This window comes from Streptomyces sp. NPDC058579 (assembly GCF_042718575.1).
In the GTDB taxonomy this organism is placed as follows: domain Bacteria; phylum Actinomycetota; class Actinomycetes; order Streptomycetales; family Streptomycetaceae; genus Streptomyces.
On the sequence record NZ_JBHXPI010000016.1, the window covers coordinates 30,308 to 47,201 of the forward strand.

The 16,894-nt window shown below is 71.8% G+C and carries 21 protein-coding genes; 13 read left to right on the forward strand and 8 right to left on the reverse strand.

Translation table 11 applies throughout. The annotated features are described in order from the left end of the window. Positions 1–12: 12 nt before the first annotated feature. On the forward strand, positions 13–999 hold the full coding sequence (locus tag ACFWRO_RS19780; protein WP_384511900.1) for a hypothetical protein: 987 nt from the start codon (positions 13–15) through the stop codon (positions 997–999). Between the two features lie 324 nt (positions 1,000–1,323). Further along, positions 1,324–1,740 carry an ATP-binding protein gene (locus tag ACFWRO_RS19785; protein WP_384511902.1) on the forward strand — a complete coding sequence of 139 codons (417 nt, stop codon included), beginning with the start codon at positions 1,324–1,326 and terminating at the stop codon, positions 1,738–1,740. A gap of 106 nt (positions 1,741–1,846) precedes the next feature. On the opposite strand, the gene ACFWRO_RS19790 is transcribed toward ACFWRO_RS19785, so the two are convergent. Both ACFWRO_RS19790 and fdxA read right to left on the reverse strand, forming a co-directional pair. Then, positions 1,847–2,959 carry a bifunctional succinyldiaminopimelate transaminase/glutamate-prephenate aminotransferase gene (locus ACFWRO_RS19790; protein ID WP_384511904.1) on the reverse strand — a complete coding sequence of 371 codons (1,113 nt, stop codon included), beginning with the start codon at positions 2,957–2,959 and terminating at the stop codon, positions 1,847–1,849. A gap of 121 nt (positions 2,960–3,080) precedes the next feature. Next, positions 3,081–3,401 carry a ferredoxin gene (fdxA, locus tag ACFWRO_RS19795; RefSeq protein ID WP_003985062.1) on the reverse strand — a complete coding sequence of 107 codons (321 nt, stop codon included), beginning with the start codon at positions 3,399–3,401 and terminating at the stop codon, positions 3,081–3,083. 112 nt (positions 3,402–3,513) lie between these two features. Here fdxA and ACFWRO_RS19800 point away from each other — a divergent pair, with 112 nt between their 5' ends. Together ACFWRO_RS19800 and ACFWRO_RS19805 are read left to right on the forward strand one after the other, a co-directional pair. Beyond that, complete coding sequence (locus tag ACFWRO_RS19800) at positions 3,514–4,515, forward strand: GNAT family N-acetyltransferase (protein WP_384511906.1); 1,002 nt, start codon at positions 3,514–3,516, stop codon at positions 4,513–4,515. Positions 4,516–4,535: 20 nt separating this feature from the next. Continuing rightward, positions 4,536–5,372: a tetratricopeptide repeat protein gene (locus ACFWRO_RS19805; RefSeq protein ID WP_384511908.1), complete on the forward strand. Its 837-nt coding sequence runs from the start codon at positions 4,536–4,538 to the stop codon at positions 5,370–5,372. Positions 5,373–5,398: 26 nt separating this feature from the next. Here ACFWRO_RS19805 and ACFWRO_RS19810 read toward each other — a convergent pair whose 3' ends face one another. Beyond that, entirely contained in the window at positions 5,399–5,992 is a 594-nt protein-coding gene (locus ACFWRO_RS19810) for a TetR/AcrR family transcriptional regulator (protein ID WP_384511910.1), read from the reverse strand. A gap of 87 nt (positions 5,993–6,079) precedes the next feature. Here ACFWRO_RS19810 and ACFWRO_RS19815 point away from each other — a divergent pair, with 87 nt between their 5' ends. Together ACFWRO_RS19815 and ACFWRO_RS19820 are read left to right on the forward strand one after the other, a co-directional pair. Further along, positions 6,080–6,433 carry a hypothetical protein gene (locus tag ACFWRO_RS19815; RefSeq protein ID WP_384511912.1) on the forward strand — a complete coding sequence of 118 codons (354 nt, stop codon included), beginning with the start codon at positions 6,080–6,082 and terminating at the stop codon, positions 6,431–6,433. Positions 6,434–6,450: 17 nt separating this feature from the next. After that, a complete protein-coding gene (locus tag ACFWRO_RS19820; protein ID WP_384511914.1) occupies positions 6,451–7,089 on the forward strand; it encodes a hypothetical protein in 639 nt (212 codons plus the stop codon). A 65-nt stretch (positions 7,090–7,154) separates the two neighbouring features. Here ACFWRO_RS19820 and ACFWRO_RS19825 read toward each other — a convergent pair whose 3' ends face one another. From ACFWRO_RS19825 to ACFWRO_RS19835, 3 genes are all read right to left on the reverse strand, one after another. Further along, positions 7,155–8,246 carry an SGNH/GDSL hydrolase family protein gene (locus ACFWRO_RS19825; RefSeq protein ID WP_384511916.1) on the reverse strand — a complete coding sequence of 364 codons (1,092 nt, stop codon included), beginning with the start codon at positions 8,244–8,246 and terminating at the stop codon, positions 7,155–7,157. Positions 8,247–8,402: 156 nt separating this feature from the next. Further along, positions 8,403–8,870 carry a nitroreductase/quinone reductase family protein gene (locus ACFWRO_RS19830; protein ID WP_384511918.1) on the reverse strand — a complete coding sequence of 156 codons (468 nt, stop codon included), beginning with the start codon at positions 8,868–8,870 and terminating at the stop codon, positions 8,403–8,405. Then, positions 8,867–9,484: an NAD(P)-dependent oxidoreductase gene (locus ACFWRO_RS19835; RefSeq protein ID WP_384511920.1), complete on the reverse strand. Its 618-nt coding sequence runs from the start codon at positions 9,482–9,484 to the stop codon at positions 8,867–8,869. Before ACFWRO_RS19835 ends, ACFWRO_RS19830 begins: the two co-directional genes overlap by 4 nt. Positions 9,485–9,543: 59 nt before the next feature. On the opposite strand from ACFWRO_RS19835, the gene ACFWRO_RS19840 reads away from it, so the two are divergent. The 4 genes from ACFWRO_RS19840 to ACFWRO_RS19855 all read left to right on the forward strand — a co-directional run bounded on the left by ACFWRO_RS19840 (position 9,544) and on the right by ACFWRO_RS19855 (position 13,308). Further along, the gene (locus ACFWRO_RS19840; RefSeq protein WP_384511922.1) at positions 9,544–9,930 is read left to right on the forward strand and encodes a winged helix-turn-helix transcriptional regulator; all 387 of its coding nucleotides are present in this window, start codon (positions 9,544–9,546) and stop codon (positions 9,928–9,930) included. Between the two features lie 107 nt (positions 9,931–10,037). Next, the gene (locus tag ACFWRO_RS19845) at positions 10,038–10,364 is read left to right on the forward strand and encodes a hypothetical protein (RefSeq protein ID WP_384512071.1); all 327 of its coding nucleotides are present in this window, start codon (positions 10,038–10,040) and stop codon (positions 10,362–10,364) included. Positions 10,365–10,442: 78 nt separating this feature from the next. Beyond that, positions 10,443–11,750: a PQQ-binding-like beta-propeller repeat protein gene (locus ACFWRO_RS19850; RefSeq protein WP_384511924.1), complete on the forward strand. Its 1,308-nt coding sequence runs from the start codon at positions 10,443–10,445 to the stop codon at positions 11,748–11,750. A 325-nt stretch (positions 11,751–12,075) separates the two neighbouring features. Beyond that, positions 12,076–13,308: a S8 family peptidase gene (locus ACFWRO_RS19855; protein ID WP_384511926.1), complete on the forward strand. Its 1,233-nt coding sequence runs from the start codon at positions 12,076–12,078 to the stop codon at positions 13,306–13,308. Between the two features lie 63 nt (positions 13,309–13,371). Here ACFWRO_RS19855 and ACFWRO_RS19860 read toward each other — a convergent pair whose 3' ends face one another. Next, a complete protein-coding gene (locus ACFWRO_RS19860; protein WP_384511928.1) occupies positions 13,372–13,662 on the reverse strand; it encodes a DUF397 domain-containing protein in 291 nt (96 codons plus the stop codon). Next, positions 13,634–14,476: a Scr1 family TA system antitoxin-like transcriptional regulator gene (locus tag ACFWRO_RS19865; RefSeq protein ID WP_384511930.1), complete on the reverse strand. Its 843-nt coding sequence runs from the start codon at positions 14,474–14,476 to the stop codon at positions 13,634–13,636. The genes ACFWRO_RS19860 and ACFWRO_RS19865 overlap by 29 nt, the downstream gene beginning before the upstream one ends. 115 nt (positions 14,477–14,591) lie before the next feature. Here ACFWRO_RS19865 and ACFWRO_RS19870 point away from each other — a divergent pair, with 115 nt between their 5' ends. The 3 genes from ACFWRO_RS19870 (at position 14,592) to ACFWRO_RS19880 (ending at position 16,812) form a co-directional block, all read left to right on the forward strand. After that, a complete protein-coding gene (locus tag ACFWRO_RS19870; protein WP_384511932.1) occupies positions 14,592–14,816 on the forward strand; it encodes a hypothetical protein in 225 nt (74 codons plus the stop codon). Between the two features lie 249 nt (positions 14,817–15,065). After that, positions 15,066–15,995 carry a hypothetical protein gene (locus ACFWRO_RS19875; RefSeq protein ID WP_384511934.1) on the forward strand — a complete coding sequence of 310 codons (930 nt, stop codon included), beginning with the start codon at positions 15,066–15,068 and terminating at the stop codon, positions 15,993–15,995. A 67-nt stretch (positions 15,996–16,062) separates the two neighbouring features. Continuing rightward, positions 16,063–16,812, forward strand: coding sequence for a class I SAM-dependent methyltransferase (locus tag ACFWRO_RS19880; protein WP_384511936.1), 750 nt, complete (start codon positions 16,063–16,065; stop codon positions 16,810–16,812). Positions 16,813–16,894: the final 82 nt, after the last annotated feature.

The following is a 16,894-nucleotide window of genomic DNA, read 5'->3' on the forward strand; positions in this document are numbered from 1 at the left end:
GCCTCCAGTACGGTGGGCTCCGTGTCCAAGCGCAGCCGTACACCCCGCACCGCCCGACCCGCCCGCACCGGCCGTCTCGGCAGGTACACGGCGGGCTTCGTCGTGCTGTGCGGCCTGATCGGCTATGTGGGCGCGCACCATGTGACCGGCTCCAAGGGTGCGCCCATGTGCACGGTGGGCAGTGGCGAGAACACATACGAGTTCACTCCGGACCAGGCGGCGAACGCGGCGACCATCTCGGCGGTGGGCACGACGCGGCGGATGCCGGAGCGGGCGGTCACGATCGCCCTGGCGACGGCCATCCAGGAGTCCGCGCTGCGGAACATCGAGCACGGCGACCGGGACTCCCTCGGCCTGTTCCAGCAGCGGCCGTCGATGGGCTGGGGGACGCCGGACCAGATCATGGACCCGGTGTACTCCTCGGGGAAGTTCTACGACGGGCTCGCGAAGGTCCCGGGGTACTCGCGGCTGCCCCTGACGGTGGCGGCGCAGAAGGTCCAGAAGAGCGGTTTCCCGCAGGCGTACGCGAAGCACGAGCCGGACGCTGCGCTGCTCGCGGCCGCGCTGACCGGCCGCTCGGCGGCCGCCCTGACCTGTACGACGAGCCCGCCGGAGGCCAGGCGGCCGGGCGATCCGGCGCAGGTACGGACGGAACTGGTACGCGCCTTCGGCAAGAAGGCCGCCCCGAAGACGACGGCGGCCGGCAGCACGGGCGCGGGCGGCGCCGGCCGGAACGCCGGTGGCGGCGGAGGCGGCACGGACGCGAAGCCCGGCACCGCCGTGCTCTCCGTCCCGGTCCTCGCGACCGCGGGCACGGGCGCCCAGCGCGGCTGGGAGCTGGCCCACTGGGCGGTGGCCCGCGCGGACGACCTCCGGATCGCGGAGGTCTCGTACGGCGGCATGGTCTGGCGCGCGAGCGACGCCTCGGGCAAGTGGACCAAGTCGAGGACCCCGGACGGAACGGCCGCGGAAGAGGTCCGCATCCGCCTGGAGCCGTAGCCCACGCGAAGCCGGCGCGGCGCAGCGCGGCTCGGGCGGCCCAGAACGGGTCCCATCGCCGTCGGGCACGCGTGCGGGGTGTCACCCGATCAGGTATTCGCCGCTCGCACTTGGGGCCCCGGCCGCCCGAGGCATCACACCCCTTGTCCCGTAAGGGGAGTGACGGTTCCGCAGGGCTTGGATCTTCTGGGCGTTCGTCCGCTTTCCTCCCCACCCGATAATGCGATCCATCACACGGGCTTTACCTTCGAACGCCGCAACCTCCCCCTCCCCCGCCTCGGTTGAGCACGGCGTCAGAACGTCCTCTCCCGTCGAAGGAGCACCATGTCCCTCCCCCTGACCCGTCGGATCGCCCGCGCCGCCCTCATCGTCGCGGCCGGAGCAGCCCCCGTGGTCGGTGCGGCCGGCTCCGCGAGCGCCCTGGACCACAACATCGCCCCCACGGGCGCCCTCTCCGGCATCAGCTCGCTCGACGCCGCCGGGGCCGGCAGCACGCTCGACGGTGCCTCGCAGACCGCCACCGGTGTCGTCGGCGAGACCGGCAGCAAGGCCGTCGGCAAGGCCGTCCCGGCCGCCGGCAATACCGTGGGCGCGGCCACCAAGACCGCCACCCCGGCCGCGCAGCAGATCGCGGGCGAGACCGCGGGCAACGCGGGCCAGGTCGTCGGCGAGACCGCCCCGTCCGCCGGCGGCCTCGGCGGCGGCGTCCCCTCCCTGGGCGGCCTGCCGATCGGCGGCTGAACCCCAGACGTACGGGAAGGGCCCGGGGAGCTTGTGCTCCCCGGGCCCTTCCCGTCGTGCTTCAGGACGTCGTGCTTCAGAACGTCGTACTTCGACCCGTCGTGCCTCAGGACGCCAGCCGCTTGACCGCCGCCTCGACCCGCTCGTCTGTCGCCGTGAAGGCCACCCGGACGAACCGCTCCCCCGCCGTCCCGTAGAAGTCGCCGGGCGCGACCAGGATGCCCTTGTCGGCCAGGTACGCCACCGTCTCCCAGCACGGCTCGTCGCGGGTCGCCCACAGGTAGAGGCTCGCCTCGCTGTGCTCGATGCGGAAGCCGTGCGCCTCGAGCGCCGTCCGCAGCGCCGCGCGCCGCGCCGCGTACCGCTCGCGCTGCTCCGCGACGTGCGCGTCGTCGCCGAGCGCGGCGACCGTCGCCGCCTGCACGGGCGCGGCCGTCATCATGCCGCCGTGCTTGCGGATCTGGAGCAGCTCGCCGAGGACGGCCGCGTCGCCCGCGATGAACGCGGCGCGGTAGCCCGCCAGGTTCGAGCGCTTGGAGAGCGAGTGGACGGCGACGATGCCCTCGTACGTACCGCCGCAGACGTCCGGGTGCAGGACCGAGACCGGGTCGGCCTCCCAGCCCAGCTCCAGGTAGCACTCGTCGGCGAAGACGAGGATGCCGTGCTCGCGCGCCCAGGCCACGATCCGGGTCAGCTCGTCCTTGCCGAGGACCTTGCCGGTGGGGTTGGAGGGCGAGTTGAGCCACAGGAGCTTGATCCGCGCCGGGTCCAGGTCGGTGGTTGGGTCGTCGTAGACGACGGGCTCCGCGCCGCAGAGCCGGGCGCCGACCTCGTACGTCGGGTAGGCGAGGCGCGGGTACGCGACCTGGTCACCCGCGCCGAGGCCGAGCTGCGTCGGCAGCCAGGCGACCAGCTCCTTGGAGCCGACGACCGGCAGCACGTTGTGGTGGGTGAACCCGACCGCGCCGAGGCGCCGCTCGCACCAGCCGGTGAGCGCGTCCCGCAGCTCGGTGGTGCCCCACACCGTGGGATAGCCGGGCGAGTCCGCCGCCGCCACGAGGGCCCGCTGGATCAGCGCGGGGACGGGGTCGACCGGGGTGCCCACGGACAGGTCCACGATGCCGTCCGGGTGGGCGACCGCCGTCTTCTTGTACGGCTCCAGCTTGTCCCAGGGGAAGGCGGGGAGGCGCGAAGAGACGGCGCCCGGGACTGCGCTCACGAGTTGGCTCACTTCCTCGTACTCGTACGTACGGAAATCGTACGGAAATCGCGTCGTCAAACGCGTCGGTCCCGTACAGCGCGCCGGCGGGCGTGGCTGTACGGGACCGAGGACGGTTCGATCAGCCGTTCTGCGGCGGCAGGGCGGCGATGAAGGGGTGGTCGCGCTCGATCAGGCCGAGCTTGGAGGCACCACCGGGCGAACCGAGCTCGTCGAAGAACTCGACGTTCGCCTTGTAGTAGTCCTTCCACTCCTCGGGGGTGTCGTCCTCGTAGAAGATGGCCTCGACCGGGCACACCGGCTCACAAGCACCACAGTCGACGCATTCGTCCGGGTGGATGTACAAGGACCGGGAGCCCTCGTAGATGCAGTCGACGGGGCACTCCTCGATGCATGCCTTGTCCTTGACGTCGACACAAGGCTGCGCGATGACGTAGGTCACGCTGTCGTTCCTCCTCGGTAGGGCTGGTCTGCGCGGGAGCGCGGCGTCGTCGATGCCCGCCCCTAGTATCTCCGTTCTTGGGGACGATCCGAACAGGAGGGGCGGAGAACCTGTGGAATTCACCGCTGGAGGGCGCCTTGAGGTGCGTATTACCCACGCTGACGTGGGAAAACGTGTCTCAGTTCGGTACGTGACGGAGGCGGGTGACCCCGGGGGGAAATTCACCGACGCGGTCGGAGTTCTCACATCCTGGGATCATGGTGTGGTCTTGATCACACGCAAGACCGGTGAAGCCGTCCGAATCCTGGATTCCGCCCTGGTCGCGGGCAAGGTCGTCCCCTCCGCCCCCGCCCGCAGGCGCGGTCCCGCCACCTCCTTCGAGGAGCTGGCGCGGGCGATGGCGCGCGGCTGGCCGCCGGTGGAGAGCGAGGCGCTCGGCGAGTGGACGCTGCGGGCCTCGGGCGGCTTCACGCGGCGGGCGAACTCGGTGCTGCCGCTCGGTGACCCCGGCCTTCCGATGGACGCCGCCCTCGCGCGCGTGCGCGACTGGTACGAGAAGCGGGACCTCCCTCCGTACATCCAGACGGCGACGGGCGCCGAGGGTACGCAGGAACTCCTCTGCGCCGATCTCGAGCGGCACGGCTGGCGGTCGGAGGTCACTGCGGAGGTACGGATCGGGGGCCTCGCCCCGGTCGGTGACCTGGACGCGGACGTCTCGCGGGTCCGGCTCGCGCGGAGCGTGGACGAGGCGTGGCTGCGCCGCTACAACCGGTCCGGTGTGGTCGGGCCCCATGTGCTGAGCGTCCTGGCCGGCGGCCCGAGTGTGTGGTTCGCGTCCGTACCGGGCACGGGAGACATACCGGCGGCGATCGGACGGTGTGTGGTCGACGGCCGCTGGGCCGGGTTCATGGCGGTGGAGGTCGACCCCGAGCAGCGGCGTCAGGGCCTGGCCACGGCCGTGATGGCGGCGCTCGCCCGGCAGGCCCTCGACGAGGGCGCGTCGGCGGCCTGGCTCCAGGTGGAGAAGGAGAACGACGGGGCCCGGGCGCTGTACGAGGGGATGGGCTTCGCGGTCCATCACCACTACCACCACTACCGCCCCACAGAGGCGTGAGGTCATGAAGGCACGACGGCATGAGCGAGGTGAACGGCGTGACCGACTGGCGGCGTGAGTTCGCGGAGGAGGCCCGTGCGCGGCGCCCGGACCTCGCACGGCTCTGTCTGCTGATCGGGGCGGTGGCGGACGACGGCCTGCGCGAGGCCGACCTGGACGCGGCGGAGATCGAGCTCGACCGGCTGGCCGGTGAGCTGCCGTACGGCATGCACGACCCCGCCGACTGGGTGGCCGCGCTGGAGCGAGTGCTCGGCGGACGGTACGAGTTCCAGGGCGTCCCGGCCGACTACCAGCGTCTTGAGTCCTCGCTGCTGCACGAGGTGCTGCGGCGCCGGCGCGGGCTGCCGATCCTGCTGTCCGTCGTCTGGATGGAGGTGGCGCGCCGCGCCGGCGCCCCGGTGTACGGCCTCGGCCTGCCGGGCCACTTCGTGATCGGCTTCGGCGACCCGGCGGCCCAGGTCTTCGCGGACCCCTTCGCGGGCGGCCGGCCGATGACCGGTGTCGACGCGGAGTTGCTGGTCGCGGGCGCGACGGGCGAGCCCCTCGAACCCTCGATGCTCCGCCCGGCGGACTCGCTGGACATCGTCCTGCGCATCCTCAACAACATCCGCGCCTGGGCGGCGCCCCGCCCGGAGCGGTCGAGCGTGGCGCTGTGGGCGGTGGAACTGTCCCTGCTCCTCCCCTCCCACCCGGCCCGGCTGCGCTACGAGCACGCGGAGCTGCTGGTGCAGCGCGGCGAGTTCCAGGCGGGGGCGGCGGAGATGGAGGCGTACGCCTCGGTCGTGGACGCGGTCGAACCCAGCGCCGCGGCCTCGATCCGCAACCGCGCCCAGGCGGCGCGGGCGCTGCTGAACTGACGAGAGCCCCCTAGTCGGTCCGTGCCCTAGTCGGCCCGTACGGACGCCCAGATGCGGTCCGACAGGACCCGGGTCGCCTGGTTGAGGTCGATGTCCTCCGGGGTGGCGAGCCAGCGGTGGGCGGCCACCGCGACCGGGCCGATGATCAGGACCTCCAGGAGCGGGCCGGGCAGCGGGGCGATCTCGCCCGAGTCGACCCAGCGCTTCAGGTGGTCGGCGAGCCGGGGGAAGTGGTCCGGTTCGACGCCTCGGGCCCGGTCGGCGTCGACGGCGAGGTAGCTGGAGTACGCCGAGCCGTGCAGGTAGCGGGCCACGGCCGGGTTCTCCCGGATGAAGCGCAGGTACGTCGTCACGAAGGCCCGGATGCCGGTGTGGGCGGTCCTGGCGCGATCGACGGCGCCGAGGGCCGCCGTGTACGTCTGCTGCAGGCAGTAGCCGTAGAGGGCCGCCGCCAGGCCGTCGAAGCTGCCGAAGTGGTGGTACAGGCTGCCGAGGCTGACCCCGCTCGTCCGCGTCACCGCGTTGACGGTGAACCCGGCCTGCCCTGACGTGGCGAACACCTCCAGTGCCGCGGCCAGGAGTCTTTCGACAGTGGCCTCGCCACGGGACTGCTTTGCCATGGTGGGAGTATAGGCAGGCGTGAAAAACTCGAACTTTTTTCTAGAAACAATCTCCAAAACCAGGCCCCGCCGATCCATACTGCGGCCATGGATGATGATCTGATGATGAAGCTCGTCTCCGGCGCCATCACGGGTGGCCTCGTAGCCCTCGTCGGCTACGCGAGCGTCGCGCGCCGACGACGGCAGGTCGCCCGCGCCGAGGCGAACCAGACCTCGACCGAGGACCCCACGCAGGCGCTGCTGCGGCACGCCGAGGAGGCCGACCGCGAGCGGGACGAACTGGCCGCCCAGGGCCGCCTCACCGACGCGCTCTTCCACGCCGGCGAGGCCGTCGACCACTGGACCGCGCTCACCCAGGCCCGCGTCGGCCGGTTCCAGGGCGAACGGCAGTCGGCACTGCGCCGCCAGGAGGAACTCCGCAGCCGCGCAGGCTCGGTCTGAGTACGGAGAGACTCGCCATGGCCATCGCCACCTGGACCGGCCGGAGCCGGGACTCCGCCGTCGTGTCCGCCGACATCTCCCGCGTCCTCACCACCGAACTCGGTCTCCCGGGCCCGCCGCCCACCCACGTCCTCGCGGGCGACAGCGAAGGCGTCCCGGCCGGGAGCCTGCTGCCGCCCCGTGAGCGGTTCAGCGGGATGCCGGCCCTGACCCACTGCTTCGTGTACGTGGACGCCCAGGCACCCAGACCCTTCGAGCTGCGCGCCTCCGTCCTGACCGGCCGGGCGATCCGGCGCAGCTTCGGCCTGGGCCTGCTCCAGTACGCGGTGCCGCTCACCACCCCGCTCCCGGGCCCCGTCGCCCTGGGCGAACGCCGGCGTGGCAACCCGACCGGCTTCGAAGGCGACCCGGCGACGGCACGCCGGCTCAACTCCGACCCCGAACTCCTCACCCTGGCCGACCAGGTGTCCACCACCGTCGCGGGCCCGGACTTCAACCACCAGTGGACCGTGGACCGGCTCCTGACCGTCGAGCCACAGCCGGAGGGCGGGCTGCTCCTGGCCCGCACGCTGCACCGGCAGACCACCGGCGGCTGGTCCCTCGGCGCGGAGGCGGTCCTCACCCTCGCCGCCCGGATCGAGGCGGCGCTGACCTAGGCATGGCACCGCCCCGCCACTCCCGGCCCGCTGGGGGCAGGGGGCGGCGGGGCGGCGCGATCAGGTCAGGTCAGAGCCCCGCGGACGGCGGCTTCGACCAGGGTGGCGGTGTTGGCGTGGCCGGCGGCGTTGGGGTGGACGAGCGTGGCCCGGTTGCCGTCGGAGCAGGTCAGATTGAGCGGGCCGACGGCGACTTCGTCCGGCCAGTACGAGCCGGCCTCGCCGCAGACGCCCTCCACCCACTTCGTGGCCCGGGGCTGACAGGCATCGTGGCCGACGCTGGTCCTGGCGGTGTCGACGTAGGTGTCGCCGCTCAGCTCCGTGAGGGCCTCGATGATCGCGTTGAGGTGGGTGTTCACCTCGCCCAGCCAGCCGATGTCCCCGTGAGTGGCCGAGATCCGGCCGATGCCCGTGACGTCGGCCGCCAGCTCGGTGGTGTCCTGGCGGTCACAGGTGGTCGGGTCCTCCGGGACGATCGTGGGGTAGCCGACCGTGATGACCTTGGCGTTGGGTGCCTTCTCGTGCACGGTGCGCAGCATGCCGGCGTACTCCCGGGTGACCCGGTCGTACTTGTCGTAGATCGACTCGGGGTCGAGGAACGGGCCGCCCGCCTCGTAGGAGTCTCGGCAGGGGGTGGCCTCGTCCGGCTGACCGATGCCGGCGAGCAGGCACGACGTGAGGATCTTGCCGAAGGGCAGGCTGTTGCCGCCGACGCCGATCGTCACCACGTCGGTGCTCTCGCTCAGCCCGGCGCGCTCGATCTGCGCGGCCACGGAGGGCCAGCCGCCTTCGGGGGGCTGCACCGGGCTGATGGGCGCCTGCCGGGCCGTGCCGACCTCGTCGATGGTGGCGCCGCCGCAGCTGAAGTCGGTCAGCGTCACCAGCCGGCCCCCGGGCGGCTCGGTCGTGAGCCTGCGCTCGACGAGGTTCGGGTACGCGCCCGCCGTGCGGTCGCAGCCGTCCCGGTCGGCGCTGCCGAGCGCCGGGCGGGGTTCGCCGACGAACACGCCGGCCGTGTACGAGTCGCCGAGCGCGACCCACTCCACCGGCTCCGGTGCGGCCGCGGCCGCACCCCCCGGCACGGCGGCCGCGAGTGTCAGCGCGGCGAGCGCGCCCAGCGCGACCCTGCGCGCGAAGGACGTCTTGAGGTGGAACACGTAGCCCTCCTGGAAATACGGAAAGGTCAAGAAACCGGCCAAGCGGTCGGTTACGTGCCGTACTCAAGCAGTCACCCTTCGCGGTCGTCGAGGGTGTTGGTGATCATTCACCCCACCGTGTCGCCGCGACCGTGACGGCGCCGTGGCAGACGTGGATCATGCAGGGGTGACCAGGACCAGGGGGATCTCCCGGGTCGTGAGGGTGCGGTACTCCGCGTAGGAGGGCATCGCCGCCACGACCACCGGCCACAGCCGGGCCGCATCGGCGGCGGTGGCCGGGCGGGCCGTCGCGGCGAGGGTGGCGGTGCCGACCTGGAGGGTGACCTCCGGGGTGGCCAGCAGATTCAGGTACCAGGCGGGGTGACGGTCCGAGCCGGCGTTGGAGGCGGTCAGGACGTACGCCCCGTTCTCGGCGCGGACGTAGGCGAGCGCCGTGCGCCGCAGGAGGCCGGACTTGCGGCCCCGGGTGGTGAGGAGGAGGTCGTTCACGCCGGGGCGGGGGTTGCCGCCGGTCTCCTCGAAGCGGCGGATGTGGTCGGCGATCCAGGGGGTGGGGTTGTCGTGGGTCGTCTCGGTCGTCTCGGTCACTGCGCTCGACTCGGTCACCGCGCTCGATTCCGTCATGCGGAGGCCACCCCCACGTGCACCCGGCTGAGGGCCGGCTCCTCGGTCTCGTCCAGCAGCGCCCGCGCGAAGTCAGCCGGGGTGATCCGGCTGTCGGCGGCCGCCGGGGCGACCGCGTACCCGCCGGTGGGCTCGCCCTCGCGGTCGAAGTCCCCCGCCGGGCTCAGCACCACCCAGTCCAGCGCCTCGGGCTCAGATGCCGCCCGCAGGGCGTCCGTACCGGCGCCGTGGCCGACGTAGAACTCCCGCCACTCCTGCGGGTACCCGGGGGTGTCCATCAGCAACTCCCCGGACGCGGTGGGCAGGACGGACGCGAGCCCGACCGACACGAGCCGCTTCACCCCGGCCTTCGACAGCCCCTCCACGAGGGCGCGGGCGACGGCGGGGAAGAACGCCCCGGGGTGCGCACCGGAGTCGTACACGGCGACGATCGCCGCGTCGTGCCCGTCCGCGAGCCGCGCCACGACCGCCGGGTCCGTGACGTCCCCGTCGGCCCGCCCCGCCCCGGTCACCTCGTGGCCCCTCAGCCGGGCCTCCGCCACGGCCGCCGCGCCGACCCGGCCGCTCGCCCCGAACACGATGATCCTGCGCTTGCCGCTGTTCTTCGTCTCCATGGTCCGGAGCGTAGGAGGAGGGCTGGTTTCCGATCGGATACCTCCCTACGGTGTGGATCATGACGACCACACCGGCAGCCGTGCGCACCCCGCTGGACCCCGAGATGTTCGACCCCGTCTGCCCGTCCCCGCTGGTGCCGTTCCGCGTGGGCGACAAGTGGGCCACGCTGATCCTGCGTTGCCTGGAGGAGGGCCCGCGCCGGTTCTCCGAGCTCAAGGTCCCGCTGCGCGGCATCACGGCCAAGTCGCTGACCGCGTCGCTGCGCAGGCTGGAGCAGGACGGTTTCGTCGTACGGGAGGAGTACGAGGGCGGCCCTCAGCGCCACGTCGAGTACGCCCTGACTCCCCTGGGCCGCGGCCTGCTGGGCCCGCTGGACGCGGCCTGCGAATGGACGCGGGACCACTGGGACGAGCTGATCGAGACGCAGGAGCGGAGCGTGAGCTGACGGTTCCAGCTCAGCCTGCCCCATATCGCGTTGTGGGGCCCGAGATGCCCCCATAGGGTCGCGACATGTCTCTACGTCTCCGTATGCAACAAGCCCTGCCCGACGCGATGCGCGCCCGCGACAAGGCCGCGGTGAGCGCCCTGCGCACGACCCTCTCCGCCCTGGACAACGCCGAGGCGGTGCCCCTGGACGAGGCCGCGCTCAAGGGCGTGGCCCTGGAGAACGCGCCGGTCGGTGCCGGGGCGACGGAGGCGGTACGGCAGGAGCTGAGCGAGGGCACCGTGGCGGAGATGGTCCGCGCCGAGGCCGCCGAGCGCCTGGAAGCCGCCGACCAACTGACCGCCCCCGCCCACGCCGACCGCGCCGAGCGTCTCCGCGCGGAGGCCGCCGTGCTGCTGCGCTTCCTGGAGGAGCCCGGCCCAGGCGTCGCGTAGAACCCCGGAAGTAGCATCAGTTACACCTACTGGGGCCGGAGTTGGGGGAGTCCGATGCGCCACACCACATCCTTGTCCTTGTCCTTGTCCTTACGTGCCGTCAGCGCCGCCGTGCTGCTCGCCCTGCTCGCCGCCTGCGGCGGCGGTGGTGACGGGGACGGGGCCGGTGGCGACAAGCCGTCCGCGCACCCCACTCCCACTGCGGACGGGGCCCCGCCCGGCTCGCTCACCGCGTACGACCCGCCCACCCGGTTCGAGCGTCACGGCCTCTTCGCCGCACCCGGACTGGAGACCGTCGCCCTCGACGGGCTGAAGGCGTACTACGTCGCCCCCGGGAGGCTCGCCGCCTGGGACCTCGCGGGCGACAAGGAGATCGGAACCCTCAGGGCGGGGCACTCCTGGACCCATCTGCCCGAATACGACGGCACCTACAAGACGGTCCCGCACGCCCCCGGCCTCGGCACGGTCGACGGCAAGCGGTACGCGGTCGCCGCCTTCCCCACCAGCACGAAGGGATTCGGTCTCAGCACCAAGAGCATCGGCGTCGAAGTGGTCGCGATGGACGCCGACAGCGGCCAGGAGGCGTGGCGCACGAAGTGGGACCTGCCCAAGGCCGACGACCCGAACCTGTACCTGGTCACCTACGTCGCCGGGGTCGTCGGCCGTACGGCGGTCGTCGTGTCCCACGGCAAGGACCGGCACCCCGTGACGTACGGGATCGACCTCGTCACCCACAAGGAGACCTGGCGCAAGGACTCCTTCAAGGCGCAGCTGGTCCAGGGCGCGCGTGTCCACGGCCGGCATCACGGGGCAGCCGACGATGCCCTCACGTTGGGAGCCGTCGACGGCGCGACCGGGCGGGACCTCTGGAGGGGGATGAAGGTCGGCGAGGACTGGACGGTCAAGGCCTTCGCGCCGGACCGGGTCTGGGTGGCGGCCCCGGAGGGCCGGGCCTGGAGGGCGGCCCTGGAGGGCCGGGCGGTGGTCGACAGCGCGACCGGCAAGGACTTGGAGTACGAGGGCTTCGGCGAGCCGGAGCACCAGATCGTGAAGTGTGTGGACGACCAGCTCAAGACAACGTTCTGCGCCGCCCACACGAGCAGGAGCGCGGAGATCTCCGCGTACGACCGGGCCGGAAAGCGCCTCTGGCGCGTGGGCGGGCCGTCGGACGACTCGACACGAAGGCCGATGGAACTGCAGTCCGCGTTCCACGGGGTGGTCTACGCGACCTTCAACGACGGTACGAACGCGCCGATCGTCCTTGACGGGGCGACCGGGGCCGACAAGGCCACCGATCCCGGCTACGCACCCCTGCTGGCCACCACGTACGTGGGGCTGTTGTACGAGAAGCGGGGCATGGTCGACGTCCTCCGCGCCACGCGTTGACCGAGCCGGTGGGGTCGACGGCACTGGCGCGGACGGGCTGGGTGAAGGACGGTCTGCACGCGCCACTGGGCGAAGGTGACAGCGCCGAACGCACATCGCCACCCCACCCCACCGCAGGTGCCAGCCCGCGGCTGCCCATGATCGTCGGGAGCGCGGTGACGGTGGCCCACCATCGTCCGTGGGTGCAACCGAAGTCCGACCAGGTCAACCGGCCGGGATTACTCAAGGCTGGACGTGTCGGGTCCGAAGTAGCTGGTGGGCGCGTGGTTCCCGGGCTGTCATGTCCCCCGCGCGGCCCTTCCCCCGCCTCTGATCGGAGTGCCGCATGCGCTTGCCCGTACGCTACGTTTCCCTCGCCGCCCTTCTACTCGTTCCCCTGGTGTTGGGGCCTACCGCTTCGGCGCAGGCCGGGCTGGAGGCAGCCGCCGTCCGTGGCGCCGTGGGCCAGGCGCCCCTGCACCGCATCGCCGGCGCGCTGGCGGACCGCTACATCGTGACCGTGAAGAAGGGCACCGACCCGGACACCGTTCTTCGCACCGTGGGCGTGACCCCGCAGTTCGTCTACCGCACCGCTCTGAACGGCTTCGCCGCCCGACTCGACGAGCAGCAGCTGCGCAGGGTCCGCGCGCAGGCCGCGGTGGAGGCGGTGGAGACGGACGCGGCTGCCGGCGCACCGCGCTCCGCAGTGCCGTCCGCGGGTGGATCGGCCCGGCGGGCCGCTGCCGGGACCTGGGGCCTGGACCGGATCGACCAGACTGCGCTGCCGCTGGACGGTCAGTTCAACACCACCCACACCGGGACGGGTGTCAGCGTGTACATCGTCTCCTCCGGCATCGACTTCGCGCACAGTGAGTTCGGCGGCCGGGCCGTTCGCGGCTTCGACGCGATGGAGGACGGCGGCGACGGCCAGGACTGCCAGGGCACCGGTACCGCGATCGCGGCTTCAGTGGGCGGCGCGAACTACGGTGTGGCCACTCAGGCCAAGCTCGTCAGCGTCAGGGTCACGGGCTGCGACAACGTGGGGACGGACGCCGGTGTGATCGCCGGCCTCGACTGGGTCGCCAAGAACGCCGTCAAGCCGGCAGTCGTCGACATCTCCATCAGCTCGCCGAAGTCGGCCGCCCTGAACGCCGCCGCAGAAGCGGTCAGCGCCGCAGGGCTGCTGCCCGTCGTCGACGCGGGGCACAAAGCGCTTGGCAGCGCCGACGCCTGCGACTTCTCGCCGGCCAGCGCGGCACGGGTGGTCGTCGTCGGTGCCAGCGCCAGCAACGACGACGTGTCCGAAGTCAGCAAGCTCGGAGAATGCCTAACCTTCTTCGCTCCCGGGAAGGACATCGTGACCGCCAAGCTCAACGGCGGCACTCTCACGGCGACCAGCAGCGCGTTCTCCGCCGCCTTCACCGCCGGCGTTGCCGCGCTCTACCTGGAGACGACCCCCGCCGCCACCCCGGAAGACCTTGTCGCCTGGCTCGATGACAACACCACGAAGGGCGTCATCCAGGGCCTGGGCACTAACGAGCTGGCCCCGGACAATCTCCTGTACACCGGCGGCCTCTGACACCGATACCGGTACCGGCCGTGGGACACCCCACCCCACGTCCGGTCCCAGAACCCGGCCGTGTCAGCGATGCCCCAGTGCCCCCTTGACCCCGTCGACGAACGCCGACCAGGCGGCGGCGGGGAAGAGGAGGGCGGGGCCGGTGGGGTTCTTACTGTCCCGGACGGGGACGTGGGCGGGGCATGCGGCGTCGTTGACTTCGAGGCAGTCGCCGCTCTCGCCGCCGCTGTAGGAAGACTTGCGCCACGCGTCGCTGACTTCCAGGCATTCGCCGCTGCTCCCACCGCTGTAGGAGGACTTGCGCCAGGCGGGGAGGACCGACGCGTCAGGGATGCTGGTCAGTGCGTGTTGCATGCTCGTATTCCTCCGCGACGGACCTGATCAGAGCCAGCGACTCGCGGTGGGACAGCGCGTCGCCCAAGGCCTGATCGTAGGCCACCTGGCATTCCCGTACTACGGACGGAGTCTCCCAAACCCGACCGGACTTGAGCCCTTCGACGTAGGCGATCGGGGGCTGATCCTTGAACCACATGAGCGAGACGACGCCTTCCATCAAGGCGTGGTAGCCGACCGTGAACGGCAGTACGTGCACCCGGACTCGGCGGCTCTCACCCAGCTCGACGATGTGCCGGAGCTGCTCGCACATCACCGCAGGACCACCGATGTGCTGACGCAACACGGCCTCGTCCAGGATCACCCACACCACCGGCGAGTCGAAGTTCTCCAGTATCCGGGCCCGCTCCAGCCGTGTGACGAAAAGCCGGTCACGTTCCTCGTCGCTCTTCGGTGACGAGCCCGAGTTCAGGACCTCCCTGGCGTAGGCGGGCGTCTGCAGGACGCCCGGCACGATCTTCGGTCCGAAGACCCGGATCGTCGTCGCCTGGCCCTCGAACTCCAGCGCCTCCGCGAAGTGCTCCGCCACCTTCTTGCCGTCAAGCGCCGGCAGGAAGCGTTCGAAGAAGTCGTCGCCCGGGTTCAGCGCGCGGTCCAGGCGGCGGGCGTCCTCGGCGTTCGGGCGGCGGCGGCCTGCCTCCATGTGGGCCAGGTGCGTGCGCGAGATGATCGCGACCTCGCTCAGCTGCTCCTGGGTGAGGCTCGCCGCTTCCCTTCGGCGTTTCAGCTCTTCACCGTATTTTCGACGGGTCTCCGGATTGTCCTCGATCGCCATCGCCAACCCCCCGACGTGCTGGTCGCGTTGTCACGTGCAAACCCCTGTCGAGCGTAACGTGATCCACGCCACTGTGTGACCGGAACAGCACACAGAGCGAAAGGGCTCGCGAGCAATGCAAACCCCCCACGGTCCCGGCGCCTTCGTCGCCCACACCGGAACCGACGTGTACGGCCCGGGCAAGGTCATCAGCGTGGACGGAGTCCATCGGCGTGTGCGGTTCGTGCACTTCGTGGCCACGATCCGCGCCGACGACCTCCGTGCCGCCTCGCCCCGCGAGACGCGGGAGATCCAGGCGTGGCTGCGCGCCAAGCAGCAGCGGTACGGCGGCGAGTGGTGATGCGGCTGCGCGTCTCGCGGGACGGTGGGCAGACCTGGTCCGAGGTCAGGACCTACACGCCCCGGCGGGGAGAAGTACCGGTCGAACCGATTCTGCGCTACCCGCCCTGCCGTTGCCCACGCTGCTTCGTCACAGCAAGCGACCAGACGGTCACTCATCCTGCTGTACCGTGAGCACAAAAGCGGCCCCCGAGCTGGTTGCAGCCAGCGCCGAGGGCCTTCACTTCGAGTGCCGAGGAGCGCACCCGAAATGCTTCGTCATGCTATCTCTCCGTCTTGTCGCTTCAGTCAGATCTCCCACGAGATCCTGCGCCATCCGGAGCTCAATTCCGATGCGGTACGGCTGCTCTGCTGGCAGCTCTCCCTTCCCGACGGCGTCAACGAGCCGCTCTCGAAGACCGCCGAACGGGCGGGCATCCGTAAGGTCGGCTTCCACCGCGCCAAGGGGCAGTTGAAGCTCGCCGGCTACCTCCACGAGTGGCGCGAGCAGGGCACGGGCGGGCGGTGGGCCACCCGGCAGCTCGTCTCCAACGTGCCGCTCAGTCCCGGCGAGGCGGCCGCCCTGCGGTCCGGCACACCGGTCAACACCTCACCGGCCCCACCGACGGACACCCGTCCGGCCGCCGGTGAGCCGACCCGTCGGGCCGTCGGCCGTCATCCAGATCTGACACCCGTAGGGAACACCTCCAACCCTCCGCCGCCTGAAGTCCCCGGGGTCCCCGAGGACCCTGAGGACCCCGCCGTCCCCGAGGCTCGGCGGATCGTCGACTCGCTGCCCGCCCTCGACCCCCGGCTGCGCGTACCGCGCGCCATGCTGCCCGAGTTGGCGGGCCTCGCGGCCCGCTGGCTGGAGGCCGGGCACCTGGCCGAGGCCGTACGGGACTCCATCGCCCGCTGCCTGCCAGGCCGGGGCAGTCCGATCCACCGGCCCGGTGGGCTGCTGCGGTACATCCTCCGGGAGGTGCCACCCGTACCGCCGCCGCCCGCGCCGCCCCGGGTCGCCGGGCTCCGCGAGTGCGAGAGCGGGCTCCACGTACAGCCGTACCTGTTCCGGCCCTTGGCCGACGAGGAGCACTGCGGGGGCTGCCGACAGCCCTCCCCCGCGTCTGCTCAGCCCACCACCGTCGGACCCGACCTCGTCCGTGCCGCGCTCCGGGGGCATCCCTCGGACCTGTGGTGAGTGCCGGTCCGATCTTGGCCGAGGACGCGCCCTGTTCCGGAGTGGCGGCCTGCGGAAGAGTCGGGGCATGACGTTCGACATCCCCGCTCACGAACGGGCTCTGGCCTTCGACCGGGCCGCAGTCGCGTACGCCGTGCACCGGCCGCAGTACCCCGCGGCCGTCTTCGAGACCGTGGAGGAGTTCAGCGGGCAGCGGCTCGCCGGGGCCCGGGTGGCCGATGTGGGCACCGGGACCGGGATCGCCGCCCGGGAGCTGCGTGAGCGCGGGGCCCGGGTGGTGGGCGTGGAGCCGGGCGCCGGGATGGCGGCGCAGTTCCGGCGCGAGCTGCCGGGGGTCCCGCTCGTGCGCGGGGACGGCAACCGGCTGCCGCTGGCCGACGGCTCGGTCGACCTCGTCTCGTACGCCCAGTCCTGGCACTGGACCGACCCCGAGCGGGCCGTCCCGTCCGCCCTGCGGGCGTTGCGCCCCGGGGGCGCTCTCGCGTTGTGGTGGAACGACCCGGACCCGTCCGTGCCATGGGTGGCGGAGCAGGCGGCCAGGATCGAGGAGTGGCTGGGGCCCGGCTTCTACATCTCCAACGTGGAGACACCGGCCGGGCTTCGCTGGAGGACCCGTACGCTGCGCTGGTCGCGCCGGGTCTCCGTCGACTTCCACCTCGCGAAGCTGGCCACTCATTCGGCCTTCATCGTGGTCGGTGAGCCCAAGGCCTCCGCTTTCCTCGCGGCGGAGCGGAAGCACCTCGCCCGGCACTTCCCCACCGGTGAGCTGGACGAGCCGTACGTGACGTCCGTGGCGGTGGCCGTCCGCCCCGACTAGCTCCGATAGCTCCGACTAGAGCCCGCTACTCGGGAGTTGTCTGTACAACTCCCGGTCGCCGTTCCCCGATCGGCCTTCAAGA

Bases quoted from the DNA above. Each gene is read 5' to 3' on its own strand.
- ACFWRO_RS19785 (WP_384511902.1), top strand. From the start codon at position 1,324: ATGTCCCTCCCCCTGACCCGTCGGATCGCCCGCGCCGCCCTCATCGTC.
- ACFWRO_RS19805 (WP_384511908.1), top strand. From the start codon at position 4,536: ATGAGCGAGGTGAACGGCGTGACCGACTGGCGGCGTGAGTTCGCGGAG.
- ACFWRO_RS19810 (WP_384511910.1), bottom strand. From the start codon at position 5,992: ATGGCAAAGCAGTCCCGTGGCGAGGCCACTGTCGAAAGACTCCTGGCC.
- ACFWRO_RS19815 (WP_384511912.1), top strand. From the start codon at position 6,080: ATGGATGATGATCTGATGATGAAGCTCGTCTCCGGCGCCATCACGGGT.
- ACFWRO_RS19820 (WP_384511914.1), top strand. From the start codon at position 6,451: ATGGCCATCGCCACCTGGACCGGCCGGAGCCGGGACTCCGCCGTCGTG.
- ACFWRO_RS19830 (WP_384511918.1), bottom strand. From the start codon at position 8,870: ATGACGGAATCGAGCGCGGTGACCGAGTCGAGCGCAGTGACCGAGACG.
- ACFWRO_RS19835 (WP_384511920.1), bottom strand. From the start codon at position 9,484: ATGGAGACGAAGAACAGCGGCAAGCGCAGGATCATCGTGTTCGGGGCG.
- ACFWRO_RS19840 (WP_384511922.1), top strand. From the start codon at position 9,544: ATGACGACCACACCGGCAGCCGTGCGCACCCCGCTGGACCCCGAGATG.
- ACFWRO_RS19845 (WP_384512071.1), top strand. From the start codon at position 10,038: ATGCGCGCCCGCGACAAGGCCGCGGTGAGCGCCCTGCGCACGACCCTC.
- ACFWRO_RS19855 (WP_384511926.1), top strand. From the start codon at position 12,076: ATGCGCTTGCCCGTACGCTACGTTTCCCTCGCCGCCCTTCTACTCGTT.
- ACFWRO_RS19860 (WP_384511928.1), bottom strand. From the start codon at position 13,662: ATGCAACACGCACTGACCAGCATCCCTGACGCGTCGGTCCTCCCCGCC.
- ACFWRO_RS19865 (WP_384511930.1), bottom strand. From the start codon at position 14,476: ATGGCGATCGAGGACAATCCGGAGACCCGTCGAAAATACGGTGAAGAG.
- ACFWRO_RS19870 (WP_384511932.1), top strand. From the start codon at position 14,592: ATGCAAACCCCCCACGGTCCCGGCGCCTTCGTCGCCCACACCGGAACC.
- ACFWRO_RS19875 (WP_384511934.1), top strand. From the start codon at position 15,066: ATGCTTCGTCATGCTATCTCTCCGTCTTGTCGCTTCAGTCAGATCTCC.
- ACFWRO_RS19880 (WP_384511936.1), top strand. From the start codon at position 16,063: ATGACGTTCGACATCCCCGCTCACGAACGGGCTCTGGCCTTCGACCGG.